This is a genomic window from Mesorhizobium sp. P160219, assembly GCF_057786095.1.
Genome location: NZ_JBYNWG010000001.1, coordinates 4,192,438 through 4,213,926, shown reverse-complemented (window position 1 = coordinate 4,213,926; position 21,489 = coordinate 4,192,438). Strand labels below are relative to the sequence as shown.

General features: G+C 64.1%; 16 protein-coding genes and 1 pseudogene. 8 read left to right on the top strand and 9 right to left on the bottom strand.

The features are described 5' to 3' along the window. Positions 1-6 precede the first annotated feature (6 nt). The 3 genes and pseudogenes from AC3EMP_RS20330 to AC3EMP_RS20320 all read left to right on the top strand — a co-directional run bounded on the left by AC3EMP_RS20330 (position 7) and on the right by AC3EMP_RS20320 (position 3,176). Positions 7-1,484: pseudogene (locus tag AC3EMP_RS20330) on the top strand (YcjX family GTP-binding protein). Continuing rightward, complete coding sequence (locus AC3EMP_RS20325) at positions 1,481-2,545, top strand: YcjF family protein (RefSeq protein WP_023693368.1); 1,065 nt, start codon at positions 1,481-1,483, stop codon at positions 2,543-2,545. Before AC3EMP_RS20330 ends, AC3EMP_RS20325 begins: the two are co-directional and overlap by 4 nt. An 82-nt stretch (positions 2,546-2,627) precedes the next feature. Further along, entirely contained in the window at positions 2,628-3,176 is a 549-nt protein-coding gene (locus tag AC3EMP_RS20320; RefSeq protein ID WP_023673495.1) for a hypothetical protein, read from the top strand. A 342-nt stretch (positions 3,177-3,518) separates the two neighbouring features. On the opposite strand, the gene AC3EMP_RS20315 is transcribed toward AC3EMP_RS20320, so the two are convergent. The 3 genes from AC3EMP_RS20315 to AC3EMP_RS20305 all read right to left on the bottom strand — a co-directional run bounded on the left by AC3EMP_RS20315 (position 3,519) and on the right by AC3EMP_RS20305 (position 6,226). Then, positions 3,519-3,785, bottom strand: a complete 267-nt coding sequence (locus tag AC3EMP_RS20315) for a hypothetical protein (protein WP_023685989.1) — start codon at positions 3,783-3,785, stop codon at positions 3,519-3,521. A 183-nt stretch (positions 3,786-3,968) separates the two neighbouring features. Beyond that, positions 3,969-5,177, bottom strand: coding sequence for an MFS transporter (locus AC3EMP_RS20310; protein WP_023715852.1), 1,209 nt, complete (start codon positions 5,175-5,177; stop codon positions 3,969-3,971). 59 nt (positions 5,178-5,236) lie between these two features. Continuing rightward, the gene (locus AC3EMP_RS20305) at positions 5,237-6,226 is read right to left on the bottom strand and encodes an AraC family transcriptional regulator (RefSeq protein WP_352596358.1); all 990 of its coding nucleotides are present in this window, start codon (positions 6,224-6,226) and stop codon (positions 5,237-5,239) included. Between the two features lie 160 nt (positions 6,227-6,386). Here AC3EMP_RS20305 and AC3EMP_RS20300 point away from each other — a divergent pair, with 160 nt between their 5' ends. Further along, positions 6,387-8,234 (top strand): monovalent cation:proton antiporter-2 (CPA2) family protein, encoded by a 1,848-nt coding sequence (locus AC3EMP_RS20300; protein WP_023673499.1) that lies wholly within the window; start codon positions 6,387-6,389, stop codon positions 8,232-8,234. Then, complete coding sequence (locus AC3EMP_RS20295; protein ID WP_023673500.1) at positions 8,234-8,782, top strand: DUF924 family protein; 549 nt, start codon at positions 8,234-8,236, stop codon at positions 8,780-8,782. The genes AC3EMP_RS20300 and AC3EMP_RS20295 overlap by 1 nt, the downstream gene beginning before the upstream one ends. Here AC3EMP_RS20295 and folK read toward each other — a convergent pair. Genes folK through folP form a run of 3 tightly spaced genes read right to left on the bottom strand, consistent with a single transcriptional unit; the run spans position 8,779 to position 10,503 of the window. Continuing rightward, entirely contained in the window at positions 8,779-9,297 is a 519-nt protein-coding gene (gene folK, locus AC3EMP_RS20290; protein WP_023685987.1) for a 2-amino-4-hydroxy-6-hydroxymethyldihydropteridine diphosphokinase, read from the bottom strand. The genes AC3EMP_RS20295 and folK overlap by 4 nt on opposite strands. Continuing rightward, positions 9,281-9,640, bottom strand: coding sequence for a dihydroneopterin aldolase (folB, locus tag AC3EMP_RS20285; protein WP_023673502.1), 360 nt, complete (start codon positions 9,638-9,640; stop codon positions 9,281-9,283). Before folB ends, folK begins: the two co-directional genes overlap by 17 nt. 17 nt (positions 9,641-9,657) lie before the next feature. Further along, entirely contained in the window at positions 9,658-10,503 is an 846-nt protein-coding gene (gene folP / locus AC3EMP_RS20280) for a dihydropteroate synthase (RefSeq protein WP_023673503.1), read from the bottom strand. A 148-nt stretch (positions 10,504-10,651) separates the two neighbouring features. Between folP and AC3EMP_RS20275 the strand changes: the two genes are divergently transcribed. Together AC3EMP_RS20275 and AC3EMP_RS20270 are read left to right on the top strand one after the other, a co-directional pair. Then, positions 10,652-11,272 carry a DUF922 domain-containing Zn-dependent protease gene (locus tag AC3EMP_RS20275; RefSeq protein WP_352596355.1) on the top strand — a complete coding sequence of 207 codons (621 nt, stop codon included), beginning with the start codon at positions 10,652-10,654 and terminating at the stop codon, positions 11,270-11,272. A gap of 231 nt (positions 11,273-11,503) precedes the next feature. Further along, a complete protein-coding gene (locus AC3EMP_RS20270; RefSeq protein ID WP_023685984.1) occupies positions 11,504-12,988 on the top strand; it encodes an MDR family MFS transporter in 1,485 nt (494 codons plus the stop codon). Between the two features lie 20 nt (positions 12,989-13,008). Here the strand turns inward: AC3EMP_RS20270 and AC3EMP_RS20265 are convergent, their stop codons facing one another. From AC3EMP_RS20265 to AC3EMP_RS20255, 3 genes are all read right to left on the bottom strand, one after another. Then, positions 13,009-14,040, bottom strand: a complete 1,032-nt coding sequence (locus tag AC3EMP_RS20265; protein ID WP_352711975.1) for an NAD(P)/FAD-dependent oxidoreductase — start codon at positions 14,038-14,040, stop codon at positions 13,009-13,011. 104 nt (positions 14,041-14,144) lie between these two features. Then, positions 14,145-14,465, bottom strand: coding sequence for a 2Fe-2S iron-sulfur cluster-binding protein (locus AC3EMP_RS20260; RefSeq protein ID WP_023673507.1), 321 nt, complete (start codon positions 14,463-14,465; stop codon positions 14,145-14,147). A gap of 157 nt (positions 14,466-14,622) precedes the next feature. Then, entirely contained in the window at positions 14,623-14,961 is a 339-nt protein-coding gene (locus AC3EMP_RS20255) for an Hpt domain-containing protein (protein WP_023688665.1), read from the bottom strand. A 313-nt stretch (positions 14,962-15,274) separates the two neighbouring features. Here AC3EMP_RS20255 and AC3EMP_RS20250 point away from each other — a divergent pair, with 313 nt between their 5' ends. Further along, positions 15,275-21,484, top strand: a complete 6,210-nt coding sequence (locus tag AC3EMP_RS20250) for a kinesin (protein WP_352596352.1) — start codon at positions 15,275-15,277, stop codon at positions 21,482-21,484. Positions 21,485-21,489 lie beyond the last annotated feature (5 nt).

Here is a 21,489-nt window from a genome sequence, read left to right as displayed (position 1 = left end):
CAGATTTTGGCATCATCGCTGACCACTTTCACCGACGAAGCGAGAATTGCCCTGGATACGCTGTCGGGGCGTGCGAGCGGGCTTTTTTCGCCGTCGCTTCGGCTGGGCGTTACCGGCCTTTCGCGCGCCGGCAAGACAGTGTTCATCTCCGCCCTTGTCCACAATCTCATCCATGGTGGGCGCCTGCCGCTGTTCGAGGCGCAGAAGTCGGGACGGATCGCTCGCGCCTTCCTCGAGGAACAGCCGGACGATGCCGTGCCGCGTTTTCAGTACGAGGACCATATCTCCGCCCTGGTCAACGACCGTGTCTGGCCGGACTCGACGCGCGCCATTTCGGAACTCAGGCTCACCATCGAATATGAGTCTGCCTCCGGTTGGAACCGGATGTTTTCCAGCGGCCGATTGTCGGTCGACATCGTCGACTACCCCGGCGAATGGCTGCTCGACCTGCCGCTGCTCGGCAAATCCTTCGCCGATTTTTCGCGCGAGGCGTTCGAGATGGCGATGCTGCCGGTGCGGGCCGACCTGTCGCAGGACTGGCGGGCGCTGTCGGCGAGGATCGAACCCAATGCCGAAGCCGACGAGATGACGGCGCGGCGCCTCGCCGAGAGTTTTGCCGCCTACCTCAAGGCCTGCAAGCTCGACGAGCGGGCGCTTTCGACCTTGCCGCCCGGCCGTTTCCTGATGCCTGGCGACCTCGAGGGATCGCCGGCGCTGACCTTCGCGCCCTTGCTGCTCAAGGGTGAGAAACGGCCGCGCTCCGGCTCGCTGCAAGCGATGATGGAGCGCCGCTACGAGGCCTACAAGACGCATGTGGTGAAACCGTTCTTCCGCGAACACATCACCCGCCTCGACCGCCAGATCGTGGTGATCGACGCCATGCAGGCGTTGAACGCCGGCCCCGGCGCGATGGCCGACCTGGAACGCGCGGTGACCGAAATCCTCTCCTGTTTCCGTCCTGGCCGAGGCAATTTCCTCACCGACCTGTTTTCACGCCGCATCGACCGCATCCTGGTTGCCGCGACCAAGGCCGACCATTTGCATCACGAAAGCCATGACCGGCTGCAGGCAATCGTGCGGCGGCTTGCCGACCGCGCCGTGGCGCGGGCAAATTTCACCGGCGCCGATGTCGATGTGGTCGCCATGGCGGCGGTGCGCGCGACGCGCGAAGGCACGGTCAAGCAAGGCCGCGACACCCTGCCGGTGATCATCGGCACGCCGCTGAAGGCGAGAAGATCAACGGCGAAACCTTTGATGGTAAAGCCGAAACCGCCATATTTCCCGGGGACTTGCCGGAGAAAATTGATGCGGTTTTCGACGTTTCGGAAGCCGACCACCGGCAGAGCAGCGACGATCCGGCGATCCGTTTCGTGCGCTTTCGCCCGCCAAAGCTCGAACGCACCGCTGAAGGCGTCACGCTGTCGCTGCCGCATATCAGGCTCGACCGCGCCTTGCAGTTCCTGATCGGAGACCATCTGGCATGACCGCGCCCCGCAGACCGGCAGCTTTCCGCATCGAGCCGGAGGCCGAACCGAAGCAGGAAACGCGCAGCCCCCATGCCGAGCCGCCGCGCAAGCCGCGCACCGTCGTCGTGCCGGCCGAGATCGATGTCTTCGATGAGCCGGACATTGTCGCCGCCGAACCGCCGCCGGCGACCGCGCCGCGCAGGCGCTCGCTGTTTGCCAGCCTGTTTTTCGGCGCGGTCGGCGTGCTGGTTTCGCTCGCCGTCGGCCTGTGGACCGACCAGCTCATCCGCGACCTGTTCGAGCGCGCAGAGTGGCTGGGGTGGCTGGCAGCGGGAATGGCCGCAATTGCCGTGTTGGCCCTCGCAGTCGTGCTGGTGCGCGAATTCCTGGCTATCGCCCGGCTGGCCGAGGTCGAAAAACTGCAAAAGCGGGCGCTCGATGCCGTGGCCCGCGACGATCCGAAGGCTGCAAGGGCCGTCGTCGAAGAGCTTTCGGCCTTTGTCGCTGCGAAACCCGAAACCGCGGCCGGCAGGCGCTCCCTGGCCGAATTGCGCGGCGAGATCATCGATGGCGGCAATCTGGTGCGACTGGCCGAGACCGAAATTCTCGGGCCGCTCGATGCGAGAGCCAAGGTGATGATCCTCGAAGCAGCCAAACGCGTGTCGCTGGTCACCGCCGTCAGCCCCCGCGCACTCGTAGACGTTGCCTATGTCGTGTTCGAGGCCGGGCGCCTGATCCGCCGCTTGTCCGAACTCTACGGCGGCAGGCCGGGCACGCTGGGCTTTTTCCGGCTGGCGCGCAGCGTTCTTGCCCATCTGGCGGTGACCGGCTCGATCGCCGTCGGCGACAGCTTTGTCCAGCAGATCGTCGGCCATGGCCTTGCCGCACGGCTTTCGGCGAAACTCGGCGAAGGCGTGGTCAACGGCATGATGACGGCGCGTATCGGCATTGCTGCCATGGAGACGGCGCGGCCCCTGCCCTTCATTGCCGGCAGGCGGCCGGGTATGGGCGATTTCCTGTCGGCGCTGACCTCGTTTGCGGCCAGAAAAGAGAATGAAGCACCCGCCTCGACCAAGTGAACGCCCTCTCGCGGTCACCAAGCATTAACCAATCTTGTTCATGGTCGTCCAACAACAGCCTCCTTGTTGCCGGGTGTCGTCTATGAAAAGCGTAATCTTGTCCTGCGTCCTGCCCCTGGTCGCGCTTGCAGCACCTCTGGGCCCGACCGGGAAAGCCTTTGCAGCGGAGCCCGACAAGCAGTTCTTCCGCACCGTTGAAGGCAAATGGGTCGGCCCGGGCGAAATCATCGCCGGCAAATACAAGGGCACGAAGTTCACCTGCAGCTTCGACGGCTCGACGCCGGACAACAAGACCGGCATGACGCTCGATGGCGACTGCCGCGTCGGTGTCTTCACCCAGAAAATGTCGGCGACCGTCGAGCGCAAGGGCCGCGACTACAAGGGCAATTTCATGGGCGGCGCCGCGGGGTCGGGCCTGGACATCATCGGCGGCAACGTGGTCGATGCCCGCAAAGTCGTCTTCACCATCAACCGCAACCAGCTGCGCGGCGTCATGCAGGCCCGCATTCCCGACGACAATTCGATGACGGTGACCATCGCCGTGCGCGTCGACCAGCAGCTGGTGCCGGTCATCGGCATGAGCCTCAAGCGCGTCGACGCCGTCGAAGTCGGCTCCATCGCCAAAAACTGACTCTCAAGCGGTTCCCCGAAAAAAGCGCGGAACGGGGTTGCACTGCGCGTTAGCTGAGCTGTTCCGCTCAGCTCGATGTCGGGAAGGACACGCCACCTTGCGGCCAGGTTGGCGCTCCTCAAGCACGGGCCGCTCGGGCGGCACCTTTCTGCCGCGACCGGACATGTGGCGCGCAACCGACGATGTCAGCGTCTCCGATGGCCCAAGCCACAGCAAGGCCAACGTGTCATGGTCCTGTGCGTGCCGGCGGTCCTCCGTGTCAGCGCGATGCGCTTTAAGAACACCAGCAAAAAAGGCGGCGGCTACTCGAGCCACCGCCTTCCTCAATTTCCGAACGAAGAATCAGCCCTTGATGGCGGCCGTCAGATCGTCATAGGCCTTGCAGGCGTCGGCCGGCGTGGTGGCGCCCTGATATTTGGTCGTCACAGCCTGCACCTTGGCGGTCAGGTCGGCGGCCTTGGTCGGATCCTTGGTGATCGCTTCCTGCAGCGCGGCGGTCATTTCCTGCGCCTTCTTGGCCGCGATTTCCTGCGTGCATTCAGGCGCCTTCGAACAGGCCGATGCGGCAAGCATGGCGACACCCACGCCGACGAGCAAAAACTTCTTCATGTCAGTCATTCTCCTCACGAAGGCAGAACTTGATCGTCGCTGCCTTCCAACGGCCGAAGCCTGGCGTCCCATAGCCGCCGATTGCGGCAAAACGCAACGTGTGCGGCGCATAAACCTGTGCAGCGCTGCTGCAACGGCGCGGACGGCCTGATTGAGGCCGCCCGTGTCAGACGAAGCGAGGTTTCAGCCACGAGGCTGCAGCAGCGCCAGTGCGGCCGTCGCCGCGGCAAGGACGGCGGTTAGGGTCAAAGGTCCCGTAGCGCCATAGGTGTCCACGACATAGCCGCCGACAACCGCACCGACGGTGATGGCAACCTGGAAGGAAGTGACCATCAGGCTGCCTGCTGCTTCCAGCGCATCAGATGCCGCGCGAGACATATTGGTCGGCAGCACCACCGGCGCCATGCCGAAGGCGAAGCCCCACAGCGTAACAAAGCCGAAGGCAACGCCGGTTTGCGCGCCCCAAAGCACCAAAGCGAGTGCCGCAAACGCCATCAACGCGGCGGTAACTGCGAGGGCCATGTGGATGTTGGTGTCGGCCAGGCGGCCACCGGCAATATTGCCGATCACAGCGGCGATGCCGAACCCGAGCAGCGCCAGGGCAATCGGCCCGGTTGTGAGGAGCGTCACCTGTTCGAGGAACGGGCGCACATAGACCGAGCCGGCAAAATGCCCGGTCATCAGCAGAACAATGGCAAGCATGCCGAGTTGGATGCCACGCCGCCGTGTCAGCCGAAAGACGTCTGCAAGGCTGTTGCTTGCCGCCGCAGGCAAGGTCGGCAGGCTGAGAAGCTGCAGCAGCATGGCAAGCGCGGCCAGCCCCGCCGTCATGGCCATCGCGCTGCGCCATCCCAGCCAGTCACTGATCAACGCACCCATCGACGGCGCGGCAATGGTCGCGAGCGAGACGCCGAGGGTCACGATCGCCATGCCGCGACCTGTCGCATTGGCGCCGACCAGCCGCGCCACGACGGCAACGGAAAGTGCCCAGAAAGCGCTAAGAGCGATCCCCAACCCGGCCCGGCCCAGCAACAGCAGCCAGAAATTGGGCGCCAGCGCCGCAAGAATATTGGAACCGACCGCCAGGGCCATGAGGCCAACCAGCACCGCCTTGCGGTTCAATCGGCCGATGAGAACATTGCTCAACATGGCCGTCACGGCGCCAACGGAAGCGGTGGCGGTGACGACCTGTCCGGCAGTTCCCTCGCTGATGCCGAGATCGCGCGCCATCGGCGTCAACAGACCTGCCGGCAAGAACTCGGCTGACACCAGGGCAAAGCTGGTGGCCGCCAATGATAGGACCGCAAACCATGTGGCCGCGCTCCACGCGGCTGGTGCATCGGCATCAAGGCCGATTGCGGCGTCTTCAAGCTGTAATGTTGTGTCCGTCACGGAAAGATCTCCACAGTTGGAGATCTTAGATAGGCGAGTCCGCCCGGATGTTATGTACCTTAAAATCCGAAATTCATATCCATTCGTCCGGGAATTGTGCGACGCACAACGCCTGGCGAGACATTGGTGATGCGCTTGAACGCGCGGGCGAAGGACGCCTCGGAATCATAGCCCAAACGGGTAGCGACTTCGGCAACCGACAAGCCGTTTTGGCCCAGCAATTCGCGGGCAAGCTGCATTCGCAGGCGGGCGAGATAATGTGCGGCACCCTCCCCCAATACCGCGCTGAAGCGCTCGGCGAAAATCGAACGCGATTGGCCTGCCACGCCGGCGAGGCTTCCCAGCGTCCAGTTGTGGCCGGGGTCGCGGTGCATGGCCGCCAGAGCGCGGCCTATATGGGGGTCGCGGATGGCTGCGAGCCAACCGGTGGTCGATGCGCCGTTGCAATTGACCCAGCACCGGATGAGCCTGGCTGTCAGCAAATCCGCCATACGCGACAGGATGGTGGCGCTGCCCATCTGCGGTTGCGCGGCCTCCACCGTCATGGCCGCCAGCAAAGGGCCGACCATCGGGTCATTGCCGGCCACGTCGCAACCCTTGATGAGAGGCGGCATCAACGTGATCAACGGATTGAGCGCATAGGAGCCGAGAGACATGGAGCCGCAGAAAAGGGTGCTTGTCGCGCCCGTTCCCTGCCGTATCACTTCGCAAACGTTGCCGCCCAACTTGATCACCTGGCAGCCCTCGAGCGAATCGCCCACCACGTCCGGCGCACTCGCCAGCCGATGGGCGATGCCTTGCGGCAGCAGCACCAGATCGCCATCGCGCAACTCCTGCCAGCCTTGCGCTTCGGTGTGAATCCAGCATGGACCATGGCCGACAAAGTGAAAACGAAGCAGTTGTTGTTGCGGAAAGTCTATGCTCCATGGGTGCCGGAGTTCGCAGCGGCCATAGTTGACGCCACTCAAGCGAAAGTCTTGCAGAACTTCGCTGAGCGCATCCATCGGGATATGTGGCAGCGGCGACGGCCGGGACGAATAATCAGGCATTTGTCAGATATAGATACCGGCCGTCCGACAGGCAAGCGCAGACTGTTGTTCCACCGGGGAATCGCTGCCACGGCACCCTACCCATCCTGGCAGGCTTCCCGCCCTTGCCTCCCGCTCCCGGTGCATGCAAGGAGTGCTGTCGGACACAGGGACAAGAGGCATGGCAGCGGAAGCATCGGGCAGCGATCTCATTCAGGTGGTGGCGCTGCTTGCCGCAGGCGTCGTCGCCGTTCCGATCTTCAAACGCATGGGGCTGGGCTCGATCCTAGGCTATCTCGCCGCGGGCGTGGTCATCGGCCCGTTCGGTATTGGCATTTTTTCCGAATCGGAAGCCATCCTGCATGTCGCCGAACTCGGCGTGGTCATGTTCCTGTTCATCATCGGGCTGGAGATGCAGCCGTCGCGGCTATGGGGCCTGCGCCGCGAGATTTTCGGCCTCGGCGCGCTGCAGGTCGGCGTCTGCGCCTTGCTGCTCACCGGTGTTGGTCTCGCCGGCGGCTTTCCGATCGCGCAATCCTTCGTTGCCGGCGCCGGCTTTGTCCTGACCTCGACGGCGATCGTCATGCAGCTTCTGGAAGAGCGTGGCGAGATGGCCAGCCCCAAGGGCCAGCGCATCGTGTCCATCCTGCTGCTCGAGGATCTGGCAATCGTGCCGCTTCTGGCGCTGGTCGCCTTCCTGGCGCCGGGCGGCAGCGAGATGACCCTGCAGCAAAGGCTGACCGAAATCGGCATCGGTCTTGGCGCCATCGTCGGGCTGGTGGTGGCCGGCCGCTATCTGCTCAACCCGTTCTTCCGCATCCTGGCCGACGCCAAGGCGCGCGAAGTCATGACGGCGGCAGCCCTTCTGGTCGTGCTGGGGTCGGCGCTGGTCATGCAGCTTTCCGGCCTCTCGATGGCGATGGGCGCCTTCCTCGCCGGCGTGCTGTTGTCGGAATCGACCTTCCGCCACCAGCTGGAGGCCGACGTCGAGCCATTCCGCGGCATCCTGCTTGGCCTTTTCTTCCTCGCCGTCGGCATGTCGCTCGACCTACATGTGGTGGCCGACAACTGGCGGCTGATCGCCGTCTATGTCGTCGCCTACATGGCGATGAATGCGCTCGGCATCTACCTCGTCGCCCGCTTGCTGAAGAGCGGTCATCGTGAAGCGCTGGAACGCGCCGTGATCATGGCGCAAGGCGGCGAATTCGCCTTCGTCCTCTATTCGGCCGCGGCGGCGGTTGGCATCATCGACAGCCGGGCCAACGCAACGCTGACCGCGATCATCATCATCTCCATGGTGCTGACGCCGCTGGCCATCATTGCGCTCAAATATGTGACGCCGCGCGACGAGCAGTCGCTTGAAGGCGTCGACATCGCCGACGGCCTTACCGGCAGTGTGCTGGTCATCGGCTTCGGCCGTTTCGGCCAGATCGCCAGCCAGCCGCTTTTGTTGCGCGGCATCGACGTGTCGATCATCGACAATGATGTCGAAATGATCCAGGCGGCCGCCGATTTCGGCTTCAAGGTCTATTATGGCGACGGCACGCGGCTCGACATTCTGCGCGCCGCAGGTGCAGGCCGCGCCCGCGCCGTGCTGATCTGCGTCGACAAGCCGGACGCCGCCGTGCGCATGGCGGAACTGATCAAGGCGGAGTTCCCGCTGCTGACTGTCCTGGCGCGTGCCTTCGATCGTGGCACCGCGCTGTCGCTCATCCGCGCCGGGGTCGACTTCCAGCTGCGCGAGACCTTCGAATCGGCCCTCGTCTTCGGCGGTTCCGCGCTCGAGGTTTTGGGCGTCGAGCCGGAAGATGTCGCCGATGTCATCGAGGATGTGCGACGGCGCGACAATGCCCGACTGGAGACGCAGCTGGCCGAAGGCGTCCGCGCCGGGCAACGTTTCCTCAGGGGCAATACCGGCACGCCGATCCCGACGCCGCTGACGCAACCGCGCCGGCCCGGCCAGGCGCTGAACGAAGAGACGGCCGGCGTGCTGCACAAGCCCGAGCCCGCCGATCAGGGGGAAAGCTGATGACCGCATCGGATGAGCGCGCGCTCGCCGTCACCAAATTCTGGCGCGAGGCCGGCGAAGACGCGTGGTTCGAGAAGAACGACGTCTTCGACGCGGATTTCCGCAGCAGGTTTCTCGACCTGCACTTTGCCGCCGCGCGGCGCGAGTGCGACGCATGGTCGGAGCATGCCGAGGGTTCGCTGGCGCTGATGATCCTGCTCGACCAGTTTCCGCGCAACTGCTTTCGCGGCTCAGGCCATATGTACGCCACCGATCCGCTGGCACGGCACTTTGCCGCCAAGGCGATTGCGGCCGGCCATGACCTTTCGCTGGAAGAAAACCTGCGCGTCTTCCTGTACCTGCCCTACGAACATTCGGAACTGCCCGCCGACCAGGACAGATCGGTCGAGCTCACCACCGCCAGGGCGCCGGAGTATGTGAAATACGCCATCGAGCACCGCGACATCATCCAGCGCTTCGGCCGCTTTCCGCACAGGAACAAGATGCTTGGCCGCGAGACGACGGCGGACGAACAGGCATTTCTCGATGGCGGCGGCTTCTCCGGTTAACCCAGCCACCAATCGCGGCCGGAAGCCAGCCGCTCTATGCCTGACGTATCGACGGCGCTGAGCCGCTCGGTCACGCTCCTGCCGCCCACCGCCAGATCCGGCGCGATCTCTGCCAAGGGCGCCAGCACGAAGGCGCGCTCCACCATTCGGGGATGCGGCACCTCCAGCCCGGTTTCGTGGATTGTGCGGTCGCCGAACACCAATATGTCGATGTCGATCAGGCGCGGACCCCAGCGCTCCTCGCGCACCCGCTTCAGCTTGCGCTCGGCCTCGAGGCAGAGGTCGAGCAGCGCCCTTGGCGCCAGCGAGGTCGAGATTTCGGCAGCGGCGTTGAGGAAATCCGGCTGGTCGAGCTTGCCCCAGGGCGGCGTGCGGTAAAGTGAGGAGACGGCGACGACGCGCGTGCTCTCGTCGGCGTCGAGCAGGCGCAGCGCCGCCGCCATCGAGGCCGAGGGATCGCCAAGATTGCCGCCAAGGCTGAGATAGACCGTGTTATTGTTACTCTGGCCAGACAACGGTCACCTCGACATAATCGAGCACGCCGGGCACCGGTGCGTTGGGCTTGCGCACGGTGATCTCGGCCTTCCTGATCTGCGGGAACCGTGAAGTCAGCGCCTTCGCCACTTCGAGCGCCAGCGCCTCGATCAGGAAGCGGCGATGTCCAGTGACGATCTTTTCAATCACCGTGAAGGCGATGCCGTAATTGACGGTGTCCTCGATGGAATCATCCTCCAGCGGGCGGCTGGGCTCGACCGTCAACTCGGCATCGACATAAAAACGCTGGCCAAGCGCCTCTTCCTCATCCAGCACGCCGTGCCGGGCAAAGAAGGCGCAGTTCTTCATGCGGATGACGTACATTTCTTAGTGTCCTGGGCTCAGCGTCCTGGCTTTTCGCGCGCCAGCATAGCATCGGCGACCGCCAGTGCGTCCACGTTGATTGCGACATCGTGGACGCGAAACAGATCGGCGCCCTTCAGCCTCAGAATGACACTGGTGGCTACCGTCCCGGCGGCGCGCGCGCCGGCTTCGCGGCCGGTGACGGTGCCGATGAAGCGTTTTCTGGAGGTGCCGGCCATCAAGGGAAAACCGAGCTCCTTAAGCTCGGAAAACCGCGCCATCAGGTCGAGGTTTTCCTCAGCCGTCTCCTTGGCGAAGCCGAAGCCGGCATCGAGTACGATATGATCGTCCGCAACGCCGCTGCGCCTGGCGACTTCCAGCGAAGCCTTGAGGAACAAAAACTGGTCGGCGATGACGTCGGGCAGTTTTTGCCGCCCGCGCCCGGTATGCATGATGACCAGTCCGGCGCCGGTCTCGGCGGCGACGCGGGCGATGCCGGGTTCACGCTGCAAGCCCCAGACATCGTTGACGATATGCGCGCCGGCGGCGACGGCGAGGCGCGCGGTTTCCTCGCGATAGGTGTCGACCGAAATCAGGGCTTCGCCTGAACTGGCGAGCGCGGCGATGACCGGCAGGATGCGGGCCTGCTCTTCTTCAGGCGTCACGGGCGAGGCGCCGGGGCGCGTCGATTCCCCGCCGATATCGACGACGGCGGCGCCTTCTTCCACCATGCGGTGCGCCTGCGCCACCGCCTGGTCAGGCGTGATGAACAGTCCGCCATCCGAAAAACTGTCGGGCGTGACGTTGAGAATGCCGACCACAATGGCTTTCTCGCCAAGGTCGAGATGGCACTTATGCGCCAGTTGCCATCGCCTTGTCGTCATTGTCCTTCAACCATGTGTCTCATTGGCATGTGGCTCATTGGCATGTGGCTCATCGAGCGCTTGCAATCCATCAACGATGCGTGATCGGTGGAAGATCAATTCCGTTGCGCCGGCAACGGCCGTAAAGCAAGGTGAGTGAAGAGGCAACATGATGAAACGACCCCTGCTCTGCGCCCTGATCCTGGCTTTGACCGTCCTGCCGGCGAATGCTGCCAATCTGGTGAAGACCTACAGCTATTTTGCCATCGGCGGCAGCACGCTCGATGACATCGAGACGCAATTGTCGAAGCATGGACCCGAGGTGAAAAGCACCGGGATGCGGCATCCAGGCGCCACCCAGATGGCGTTCACCACCCGCATCAGCTACGCGCAAACCGCAGACACCTGCCGCATCGCCAAGGCCGCCGTTACCGTCAAGGTCAAGGTCATCCTTCCGGAGTGGCGCAGGCCGCGCAAGGCCGATCCCGATGTCAGGCTGTTCTGGGACACCCTGTCGGCCGACATCAAGCGCCATGAGGAGCGTCATGTCGAGATCGCCAAGAACCACGGCCGTCTGCTCGAAGACGCGCTGAACGCGAGCTTTGCGCAAAAGACCTGCGCCGGGGCAAAGGCGAAGGCGGCGCAGATCACCGCGGCCGAACTCGCCAGGCATGACCAGGACCAATTGCGCTTCGACCGCGTGGAAGGCGTGAATTTCGAAAGCCGCATCCTGCGGCTGCTGCGCTACCGCATGCAGCGCGTCGAGAACGGCCAGCTTCCGCCCGGCTGAAACACGGCGATACCAAGCCAATTCTGCCGAAACATGAGGCCAGCCCCAGAAAATTTTCGGGCATAGGTCGAAATCGGCCTATACGGGACGACATATGTCAGGCTCGCAAGATATGTCAGGCTGGCAAGGCGCGAGCTTCGAAACACCAGATCAAGACCAATTGAGGCGGCGCGTAGCGGAGCGGCCATTTGGCGCCGCGCAATCGCTCTCAAACTTTATGGATGAAATGATATGGACCAAGCTGTCGACAAGCCGGCTAGGCTGCCTCCCGCCGCACCGCTGACGGAAAGCGAGAAGAACGTCATCATCGCCGGCATCCTTTTGTCGATGCTGTTGGCGGCGCTCGACCAGACAATCGTCGCGCCGGCCATGCCGACCATCGGGCGTTCGCTCGGCCATGCCGACTACCTGCCGTGGATCGTGACCGGCTATCTCCTGACGGCGACGGCCATGGCGCCGCTCTACGGCAAGATTTCCGACGTCTATGGCCGCCGGCCGACCGTCTATGCGGCGATCCTGATCTTCCTTCTGGGATCGCTGGTCAGCGCCATGGCCCCCAACATGTTCGTGTTGGTTGTCGGCCGGGCGATCCAGGGTGCGGGCGGCGGCGGCCTGTTCGCCCTGGCGCAGATCGTCATCGGCGACCTCGTGCCGCCGCGTGAACGCGCGCGTTATGCCGCCTGGATTTCGGGCACCTGGGCTGTCGCCAGCATCGCCGGGCCTTTGCTCGGCGGCGGATTTGCCGAACATCTGCATTGGTCGCTGATCTTCTGGATCAATATCCCGCTCGGCATCTTGGCCATGGCCATCATCAACAAGCCGCTGCGCAAACTGCCGGTCGCCGCAAAGCGGCATCGCATCGACGCGCCGGGCGCGCTGCTTCTGGTGGTGGCGACGGCATTGCTGCTTTTGGCCCTCAACTGGGGCGGCAGCGCCTATCCATGGGTCTCCCGCGAGATCGTCGGCCTGCTCGCCTGTTCGGCGGTCTTCTGGGGTGCGTTCGCGCTCAGGCTGATGCGTGCGGCCGAGCCGCTGATTTCGCTTGAAGTGCTGAGCAATCCGATCGTGCTTGCCGGCACGGCGTCGATGTTCCTGCTGCAGGCCGCCAATATCGGCCTGTCGGTGTACCTGCCGGTCTATCTGCAGTCGATCATCGGCCTGTCGGTCAGCCAGTCGGGCCTTGCCATGCTCGGCCTGCTGCTCGGAACGGTCGCCGGCGCGACCTTCAGCGGCCGCACGATACCGCGCTTCTTCCACTACAAGCGTATCGCCATGGTCGGCGTTCTCTTCGCCATTATCTGTCTTGGCGTGCTCAGCCTGGTCGCCGGCCGCGCCTCGCTGCTGGTGGTCGAGCTCTTGACCATCTGCATCGGCCTTGGAAGCGGCACCACCTTCCCGGTCGCCACCGTATCGGTGCAGAACGCCGTCGACCGCGCGCATCTCGGCGTTGCCACCGGCGTGCTGACCTTCCTGCGTTCGCTGGGCAGCGCGCTCGGCGTCGCCATGCTCGGCGCGGTCGCGCTCGGCTATGGCCTGCCGCTTGCCGGCGAAGGCGCGCCGGCTGCCGGACAGATCGTCTCGGCGACGCCCTTCATGATGATCTTCCTTGCCGCGGCCGTCACGCTCGTGCTGGCGCTGATGACGCTGGCGCTGATGCCGGAGAAGTCACTGCGCGGCCGCGACGACGCCGAGGCGCCAGTCGTTCTGGTGGAGTGATTCGGAAAGCCCTGTAGGACCTACTCCACGACGCCGAGCTTCTTCTGCAGGCTGGTCGACGACGTCGTGTACTGGAAGACGATGCGCTCACCGGGGCTGATGATGCGCTTGGCGGCCTGCGCCATCAGCGCCACCTCGTGAAAACCCGACAGGATCAGCTTCAGCTTGCCTGGGTACCAGTTGATGTCGCCGACGGCAAAGATGCCTGGCACCGAAGTCTGGAATTTCTCGGTATCGACCGGGATGAGGTTCTCATGAAGGTTGAGCCCCCATTCGGCGATCGGGCCGAGCTTCATGGTCAGGCCGAAGAACGGCAGCATGCGCGTGCACGGCACCTCGATGTCGCCGTCAGGCCCGCCCTTGATGGTAGCAGAGGCCAGCTCGCCGTCGGCGCCGGTCAGGCCGCTCACATGGCCGACCCGGAACTCCAGCTGCTTCATCTCCTGCATGGCATACATCTTGTTGACGCTGTCGGGCGCCGCCCTGAATTCCGCGCGCCGGTGGACCAGTGTCACGCTTTTTGCCACCGGCTGCAGGTTCAGCGTCCAGTCGAGTGCGGAATCGCCGCCGCCGACGATGACGAGGTCGTGGCCGCGGAATTCCTCCATACGGCGCACCGAATAGAAGACGCTCCTGCCCTCATAGGCCTCGATGCCGGGAATGGGCGGCCGTTTGGGCTGGAACGAGCCGCCACCGGCGGCGATCACCACCACCTTGGCTTCGAACACCTCGTTCTCGTCGGTGGTGACCCGAAATGAGCCGTCGTCCAGCTTTTCCAGGCTGGAGACCATGCGGTTGAAGGTAAAATCCGGCTTGAACGGGTGAATCTGCTCCAGCAGTCTGTCGACCAGCCCTTGCGCCGAGATCGAGGGCCAGCCTGGAATGTCGTAGATCGGCTTTTCCGGATAGAGTTCGGCGCATTGGCCGCCGGGCCGGTCGAGGATATCGATCAGATGGCACTTCATGTCGAAGAGGCCGAGTTCGAACACGGCGAACAGGCCGACCGGCCCCGCCCCGACAATGAGTGCGTCCGTCTTGATTACATCGGTCATGCCAGGCGAGCCTCATTGTCAAACTGGGGCGAAACTGGCGCGAGACTGCATGAGCATTGGCCCGCTGCCAAGCGGCGGCGGGAAAAATCAGATGGTACGGGAGATCAACCCTGGCGAGCCGGCACGCGCACGACGAGGCCGTCAAGCGCGTCGCGCACCTTGATCTGGCAGGACAGGCGCGAGTTCGGCTGGACGTCATAGGCAAAGTCCAGCATGTCCTCTTCCATCGCCTCCGGCTCGCCGACCTCGGCCGTCCAGGCTTCGTCGACATAGACATGGCAGGTCGCGCAGGCGCAGGCGCCGCCGCATTCTGCCTCGATGCCCGGCACCGCGCTACGGATCGCATTCTCCATGACGGTCGAGCCGTTTTCGGCCTCGACATCGAAAGGAGTGCCGTCATGGGCAATGAAGGTCAGCTTGGTCATTTGTCACCTGAAGGGAGTCCCAGCCGAGATAATCACTCCACCGGACAAGTCAACTGCGGCGCGAAAGCGCCGCTTTGTGACGTTTTTTCGGAAAGCTGGCCAAAGCACGCCCTGGCCCCGTCGATTCATCCCGGTGGCCGCTGCCGAGCGGCAGCCATTACCGGCTGATGGCGGCGATGAAATCGCGCACTTCCTCGATCAGGGTGCCGAGGCGCTTGAGGATGCGCGCATCTTCCGGCTGCTGTTCGATCGAGGTGGCGCAGTCGGCGATGGCAAAGGCGCCGACCCCGCGCGCCGAACCTTTCAGCCCATGCGCCAGAAGCAGTCGCTCCCTGACATCGGCATCGACTATTCTGTCGCGGACGGAAAGCGCCTGCTGTACGAACAGCGCCAATACCTCCTGTTCGAGGGCGCGATCCCCCATAGTCTGACGGGCCAGGTGGGCCAGATCCACTGGGCGCGAACGGGCCGGTCCCGACGCATCGCCGCCCGGCATTGAGAAGGCAATGCCGCTTTCACCGCGTACCAATTTGAAACTCCTTGTGCCGATCGCCGAAAAAACTAGGCGATTTCCGTCGCCAACGCGTTAATGAATGGGCTGGAAAATTGTTGCCGTTGAGGCGGTTAGATCACGTTGTCGTTAACCTTATATTTAAAGTTTTACGTATCTCGCGGAATGCATGTTTTCTTTACCCCTGTGTGTCATTACGATACGAAGGTCCATTTTCAGCCTCCTGCGTGGGATAAGACGAGCCAGAATCAGGCAAAAATAAGAAGTCCCTCGGCAGCTAGTACAGGGTAGCGAAGGCATGGCGAAGAAACCAACGACGACCAGAACTCTCGACAGCGACGTAGCCAGGGAACTCGAAAAGGCGCTAGACCTCGATCTCAGCGGAGACGGCAGCGGCGATCTCGATATCGCGGCGTCGATGGAAGATCTGGAAGCGCAGATATCGCAGGCCGCGGACGAACTGGCGCGCGAAGGCCGCCCCCAGAAGCCCGCTCCCGCTCAAAACGCGTCCGTCCAACAAAACCAGAGTGCGAAGCCGGCAGCCAAGCCCGCCGAGCTGCGCCCGGTCGAATCGCGCAACAGCGCCCAGCCAGCCGGCTTCAAGCCGGCAAACGATGACCGCCAAAAAGATTACAAGACGCTGCTGCACAGCCTCAACCGGCGCGCGTCGAGCACGATCTATTGGGTCGTGGCGTTCGTGTCGCTGGCCTGGATCGCCGGCGCCGGCGGCCTTGCCAATCTGCTGTTTGGCCCCAGCATCTGGAAAATTCGTACATTCGATCAAATCCTGGCCCGCCCTGAACTGATCGGCCTGGCGATCGCGGCAATCATACCGGTCGTCCTGTTTTGGGCCTTCGCGGCGATGATCCGCCGCGCGCAGGAAATGCGCATTGCCGCGCAGTCGATGACGGAGGTGGCTTTCCGCTTGGCGGAGCCGGAAAACCTCGCCCAGGATCGCGTGATGATGATCGGCCAGGCCGTTCGCCGTGAAGTGGCGGCGATGGGCGAAGGCATCGAGCGCACGCTGGCGCGCGCCGTCGAGCTCGAAACGCTGGTCCACAGCGAGGTCAACCAGATCGAACGCTCCTATTCGGAGAATGAATCGCGCATCCGGTCGCTGGTCGACGGGCTGGGCAGCGAGCGCGAAGCCGTCGTCACTCATGCCGAGCGCGTGCGCGCCTCGATCACCGGCGCGCATGAAACGCTGAAGGACGAGATCGGCGCCGCCTCCGACATTATTCGCGACTCTATCCTCAACGCGTCGACCAAGCTGTCGATGACGATCACCAATTCCGGCGACACGCTGATTGACCGCATCAATGAAAGCTCGATGTCGATCTTCGATTCCGTCGAAACCCGGCTGGATTCAATCACCGACAGGCTGTCGACATCGGGCGAAGCCTTTGCTTCGCTGCTCGACACCCGCATCGCCAAGCTGACGGACACCACAGACGGCCTGACCCGGTCGCTGACCGACCTGCTCGACGACCGCACCACAGGCATGGTGTCGCTGCTCGGCGGCGCCGCCCGCACCCTGAGCTCGGAATTCGAGTCCAGCCTGAACGGCATCGAGCGGACACTGGCCGAGCGCGGCCAGGCGCTGATCAGCGAATTTCAGACCCGCGCCGAAGCACTCGATACCGGCACGCAGAAGCTCAACGCCGCGCTCGAGGCGCGCGCCCGCCAGATCAACGAAACGCTGGTCGAGCGCGCCCGCGAGATCGCCCACACCTTTGCCGAGAGCAAGGATCATTTGTCGGCCATGATCGATCAGGGCAAGACCCAGATCGGCGCCGACATGGCCGACATCGTCTCGTCGACCTCGTCGATGCTCGAAGCCCGCGCCAGCGATTTCGCCGGCCGCATGGAAGCCGCCCGCCATGTCGTGTCGCGCTCATTCGACACCGACATCCAGCGGCTTGCCGATGCCCGTGTCGGCATCGAGGACGCCGTCGAAAACCACAGCCGCAAGCTGTCCGAAAGCCGCGAACGCATGGCGGCTGCCATGCAGGCGGACCTGGCGAAGTTCGCCGAGGGCCGCGCCGGCATCGATGCGGCCGTAACGAACCAGGTGCAGAAGCTGGCCGAAGGCCGCAACCTGATCTCGCGCGCCCTGGAAGAGGATCTGCGCAAGGTCAACGAGTCGCGCGCCGCCATCGACGCGTCGCTGGGCAGCCATCTCGAGCGGCTTGAAGAAGGCCGCAACCGGCTCAACCAGGCTTTGCATGAAGACTCCGGAAAACTTGTGCAAGCCCGTACGATCATTGACGAAATGGTCGCCGGACATGTCGGTAAACTGGCCGAAGGCCGCAACATTCTGTCGCGCGCCCTGGAAGCCGATCTCGGCAAGCTCGCCGACAGCCGCGCCTCCATTGACGGGCTGGTCGCCGGCCAGGTTGAAAAGATCGCCGAAGGCCGCGCCATCCTGACCAAGGCGCTCGAAAATGACATTATCGGCATCAAGGGCGTGATCGAGAACCACTCGGCGAAACTGGCCGAGGACCGCACCGAACTCAGCAAGGCGCTGGAGAACGACCTGTCCGGCATCAGAGGCCTGCTCTCCGACCATTCGAGCCGGCTTGCCGACGATCGTGGCCTGTTGTCACAGACGCTCGAGGCCGACCTCGCCAAGCTCGCCGAGAGCCGGTCGAGCATCGACGGGCTGGTCGCCGGCCAGGTCGAGAAGCTGGCCGAGGGCCGCGATATCCTCAAGCGCGCGCTCGAAGCCGACCTCAACACCATCAAGGGCGCCATCGCGGGTCATTCCGACAAGGTGGCGGAAGAGCGCGGTCAGCTTTCCAAGGCACTGGAGGCCGATCTGCAGAATGTGAACAGCCTGATCGCCGACCACTCGAACCGGCTTGTTCAGGATCGTTCGACGCTATCCCAGGCGCTTAAGGATGACCTTCAGAATGTGAACAGCCTGATCACCGACCACTCGAGCCGGCTTGTCCAGGATCGTTCGACGCTATCCCAGGCGCTTCAGGACGATTTGCACAATGTCAGCGGCATCATGGCCGATCATCAAAACAGGCTCGTCCAGGACCGTTCGGCGCTCTCAAAGGCACTGGAAGACGACATCGCCAAGCTGGCGGAGAGCCGCTCCAACATCGATGGGCTGGTCGCCGGACAGGTCGAGAAGCTCGCCGAGGGCCGAGACATCCTCACACGGGCGCTCGAAGCCGATCTCAATGCGATCAGGAGCGCCATTGCCGACCAGTCGCAGAAGCTGAGCGAAAACCGTGGCGAGTTCGCACGGGTGTTGGAAGCGGATTTGGAAAATGTCAACAGCCTGATCGAGGGTCACAGCGACAAGCTCGTCCGGGATCGCGCGACGCTGTCGAAGGCTCTCGAGGACGACCTCGCCAAGCTGGCCGAGAGCCGGTCGAGCATCGACGGACTGGTCGCAGGCCAGGTCGAGAAGCTGGCCGAGGGCCGAGACATCCTGAAACGTGCGCTGGAAGCCGACCTGCAGAAGCTGTCGGCAAGCCGCGGTGAGGTTGACGACATCATCGCCGGCCATGTCGGCAAGCTGGCCGAAGGCCGCAACATGTTGACCCAGGCGCTGGAAGACGATCTGGCAAAGCTCGCCGACATACGCAAGGACGTCGACCGGTCTCTGTCGGGCCATATCGACCAGATTGCCGGCAGAAGCACCGATATCTCGGCGGCAATCGCTGCCGATGTCGAGAAAATCGAGCAGGCCTTCAGCAAGCAGACCGGCATCATCGAAGAGCGCGCCGGAACCATGGAGCGCGCGTTGTCGGTGGGTGTCGACAATGTCCGCAGCGTGCTTGAAAAGAGCGCCGTCTTCGTTGCCGGCGCGCTCCGTGAGAAGGTGATGGAAGTCACCAGCGCGCTGCACGAACAGGCCGGTGCTGCCTTCAGTGATGCCGACCGCAAGATCGCCGAGCGTGCCGAGCAGACCTCGGCCGCCCTTTTGGCCCGGGCCGAGGACATCGCCCGGACCTTCGAGGACGCGGATCGCCGTCTGCACGCCCGTGCCGAGGACACATCGAGCGCCCTGCTTGCTCGCGCCGAGGATACGACGAATGCCTTGCTTGCTCGCGCCGAAGACACGACGAGCGTGCTGCTTGCCCGGCATGACGAGACGTCGAACTCGCTGCTCGCCCGCGCCGAAGAAACGGCCGGACGGCTGGCTGCCCGCGCCGGCGAGATCGCCGGCACGTTCGACGCCGCCGACCAGAAGCTGGTCGCCCGCGCGGTCGAGACGGCGCAGTCGCTGGCCGACCGCGCCGGCGACATCCTGCGTAACTTCGAGGGTGCCGACCAGCGGCTGAGCATGCGCATCGGCGAATCCGCCGAAGCGCTGGCCGCCCGCGCCTCGGACCTTGGCCGCATCTTCGACGCCGCCGACCAACAGCTGATCTCGCGCATCGCCGAGGGTTCGGACGCGCTGTCAGCCCGCGCCACCGAGATCAGCCGCATCTTCGACGAGGCCGATCACCGCCTGGTGTCGCGCATCGCCGACTCCACTTCGACGATCGGCGAGCATGCCGACAACATCGTCGGCGCCTTCGCCAGCACCGAGCAGCGTGTTGCCGAACGTGCACGCCAGACCGGCCAGGAACTTGCCGTCCACGCCCGCGAGATGGAGCAGGCTCTTGCCGGCGCCGATGAGCGGCTGGCCGCGAGCGTTGCGTCCGCAGCTTCGCGCGTCGAGGAACAGGTCGCCAACGTCGAGAACCGCCTTCTTTATACGACGGAGACGATGGGCCAGAAGCTCAACGAGCAGGTTTCCAGCGCAGAAGCTCAGCTGATCTCGCGCGCCAACACGATTGCGGAGACTTTTACCGCGGTCGGCCAGCACATCGGCCAAAGCACCAACGACGCTGCCAAGACAATCGGCACCAATACCCGCGAGCTCAACACGATGCTGGCGGCGCGTTCGGCCGAGATGGCGAAGATCCTGGACGAAACCGCGCGGCCGCTGGTCGAGCGCTTCGCCCAGGGCGGCTCGGAACTGCAAAAGAGCATGGAAGAGGTCACCGAACGCGCGACCGAGAAGCTGCGCAGCGAAAATGCCGCCCTCGTCAACGCGCTCGCCAGCCGCACCGCCGAAACGCTGTCGGCCGTCGAAGGCGCGCGCTCGTCGCTCGCCGATAGCGTCGCCGACCTCATCGGCCGCATGAGCGTCTCCAGCTCGCAGCTTGGTGAGCTGATCGAACAGGCGGCGATCAACCTCGGCCAGGTTGACGAACGTCTGAGCGGCAGCACGCAAAGCTTCGCGGCAACCACCGAAAAGGCCGCGCAGACCTTCGCCAGCTCGGCACGCCTGGTCGATTCGAACACGACGCGGCTTACCGAACTGTCGTCGTCGACCCTGCGCGAAGTGGCCTCGATCGCCACCAAGTTCGACGAGCACAGCCGCTTGCTGTCCTCGGCTTCGGATCTGTTGAGCTCGGCGCAGAGCAATCTGGAGCACACGCTTGAGCGGCAATCGTCGCTCGAAGATCTCGCCGTCGGCCTGGTCAAGAAGTCGGAAGACCTCGAGAAGGTGATGCGTTCGTTCGAAAACCTTGTCGGCCAGACGATGCAGAATGCCGAAGGCAAGACGCTGGCATCAGCCGACAAGATCCGCATCGCCATAACGGAAGTGGTCGATTCGGCAACCAGCCGGTTCGCCGATGCGACCGAGGAGATGCGGCGCACCGCAAGCTCGATCAAGAGCGAGCTCGACCTCACCCGCGCCGAGCTCAAGAAGGGCGTCATCGAGATGCCGGAAGAGGCCAAGGAATCGACCTCGGCGATCCGCCGTGCCGTTGCCGAGCAGATCAACGCGCTCAAGGAACTTTCGGACATCGTTGCGAAATCGGGACGCGGCGGCGACAATGCCGAACCGCGCGCCCTGCGCCCGGCGCCGCAGGCGCCAGTGCAGCGCCCGGCCGAGCCGGTACGCCGCCCGCCGCCGGCGCCACAGCCGGAGCGCCCTGCTCCGCAGGCGCCGCTCGGCGGCCTGCGTGGCACGCTCGATATCGAACGCCCTGCCGAAGCACCGCGCCAGCGCGACGCCAACGCCCGCACGCCGCAAGGCGGGTGGGTGCGCGATCTCCTGACCGGGGCATCGCGCGAGGAGGAAGTCGCCAGGCCGGCAGCGCCCGCGGAAGCACCGCGCGCAACTCCCGCCCAGCGCTCGCCGCTGCATGTCATGGAGTCGCTCAACTCGCTCTCGGTCGATATCGCCCGGGCGATCGACCACGACGCCTCTATCGAGCTGTGGAACCGCTACCGGCGCGGCGAGCGTGACGTGTTCACGCGCCGCCTCTACACGCTCAAGGGCCAGCAAACCTTCGATGAAATCCGCCGCAAATATCAGGCAGAGGCGGAGTTCCGCGCCGCTGTCGACCGCTACTGCGACGATTTCGAGAAGCTGCTCAAGGACGTCTCGCGCAACGACCGCGACAACATCATGGCGCAGACCTACCTGACGTCGGACACCGGCAAGGTCTACACCATGCTGGCCCATGCGAGCGGCCGTTTGCACTAGCTACG

What these genes read in the sequence shown, in the direction of transcription:
- AC3EMP_RS20325 (WP_023693368.1), top strand. Translation starts at nt 1,481, where the DNA reads ATGACCGCGCCCCGCAGACCGGCAGCTTTCCGCATCGAGCCGGAGGCC.
- AC3EMP_RS20320 (WP_023673495.1), top strand. Translation starts at nt 2,628, where the DNA reads ATGAAAAGCGTAATCTTGTCCTGCGTCCTGCCCCTGGTCGCGCTTGCA.
- AC3EMP_RS20315 (WP_023685989.1), bottom strand. Translation starts at nt 3,785, where the DNA reads ATGAAGAAGTTTTTGCTCGTCGGCGTGGGTGTCGCCATGCTTGCCGCA.
- AC3EMP_RS20305 (WP_352596358.1), bottom strand. Translation starts at nt 6,226, where the DNA reads ATGCCTGATTATTCGTCCCGGCCGTCGCCGCTGCCACATATCCCGATG.
- AC3EMP_RS20300 (WP_023673499.1), top strand. Translation starts at nt 6,387, where the DNA reads ATGGCAGCGGAAGCATCGGGCAGCGATCTCATTCAGGTGGTGGCGCTG.
- AC3EMP_RS20295 (WP_023673500.1), top strand. Translation starts at nt 8,234, where the DNA reads ATGACCGCATCGGATGAGCGCGCGCTCGCCGTCACCAAATTCTGGCGC.
- folB (WP_023673502.1), bottom strand. Translation starts at nt 9,640, where the DNA reads ATGTACGTCATCCGCATGAAGAACTGCGCCTTCTTTGCCCGGCACGGC.
- folP (WP_023673503.1), bottom strand. Translation starts at nt 10,503, where the DNA reads ATGACGACAAGGCGATGGCAACTGGCGCATAAGTGCCATCTCGACCTT.
- AC3EMP_RS20275 (WP_352596355.1), top strand. Translation starts at nt 10,652, where the DNA reads ATGATGAAACGACCCCTGCTCTGCGCCCTGATCCTGGCTTTGACCGTC.
- AC3EMP_RS20270 (WP_023685984.1), top strand. Translation starts at nt 11,504, where the DNA reads ATGGACCAAGCTGTCGACAAGCCGGCTAGGCTGCCTCCCGCCGCACCG.
- AC3EMP_RS20265 (WP_352711975.1), bottom strand. Translation starts at nt 14,040, where the DNA reads ATGACCGATGTAATCAAGACGGACGCACTCATTGTCGGGGCGGGGCCG.
- AC3EMP_RS20260 (WP_023673507.1), bottom strand. Translation starts at nt 14,465, where the DNA reads ATGACCAAGCTGACCTTCATTGCCCATGACGGCACTCCTTTCGATGTC.
- AC3EMP_RS20255 (WP_023688665.1), bottom strand. Translation starts at nt 14,961, where the DNA reads ATGCCGGGCGGCGATGCGTCGGGACCGGCCCGTTCGCGCCCAGTGGAT.
- AC3EMP_RS20250 (WP_352596352.1), top strand. Translation starts at nt 15,275, where the DNA reads ATGGCGAAGAAACCAACGACGACCAGAACTCTCGACAGCGACGTAGCC.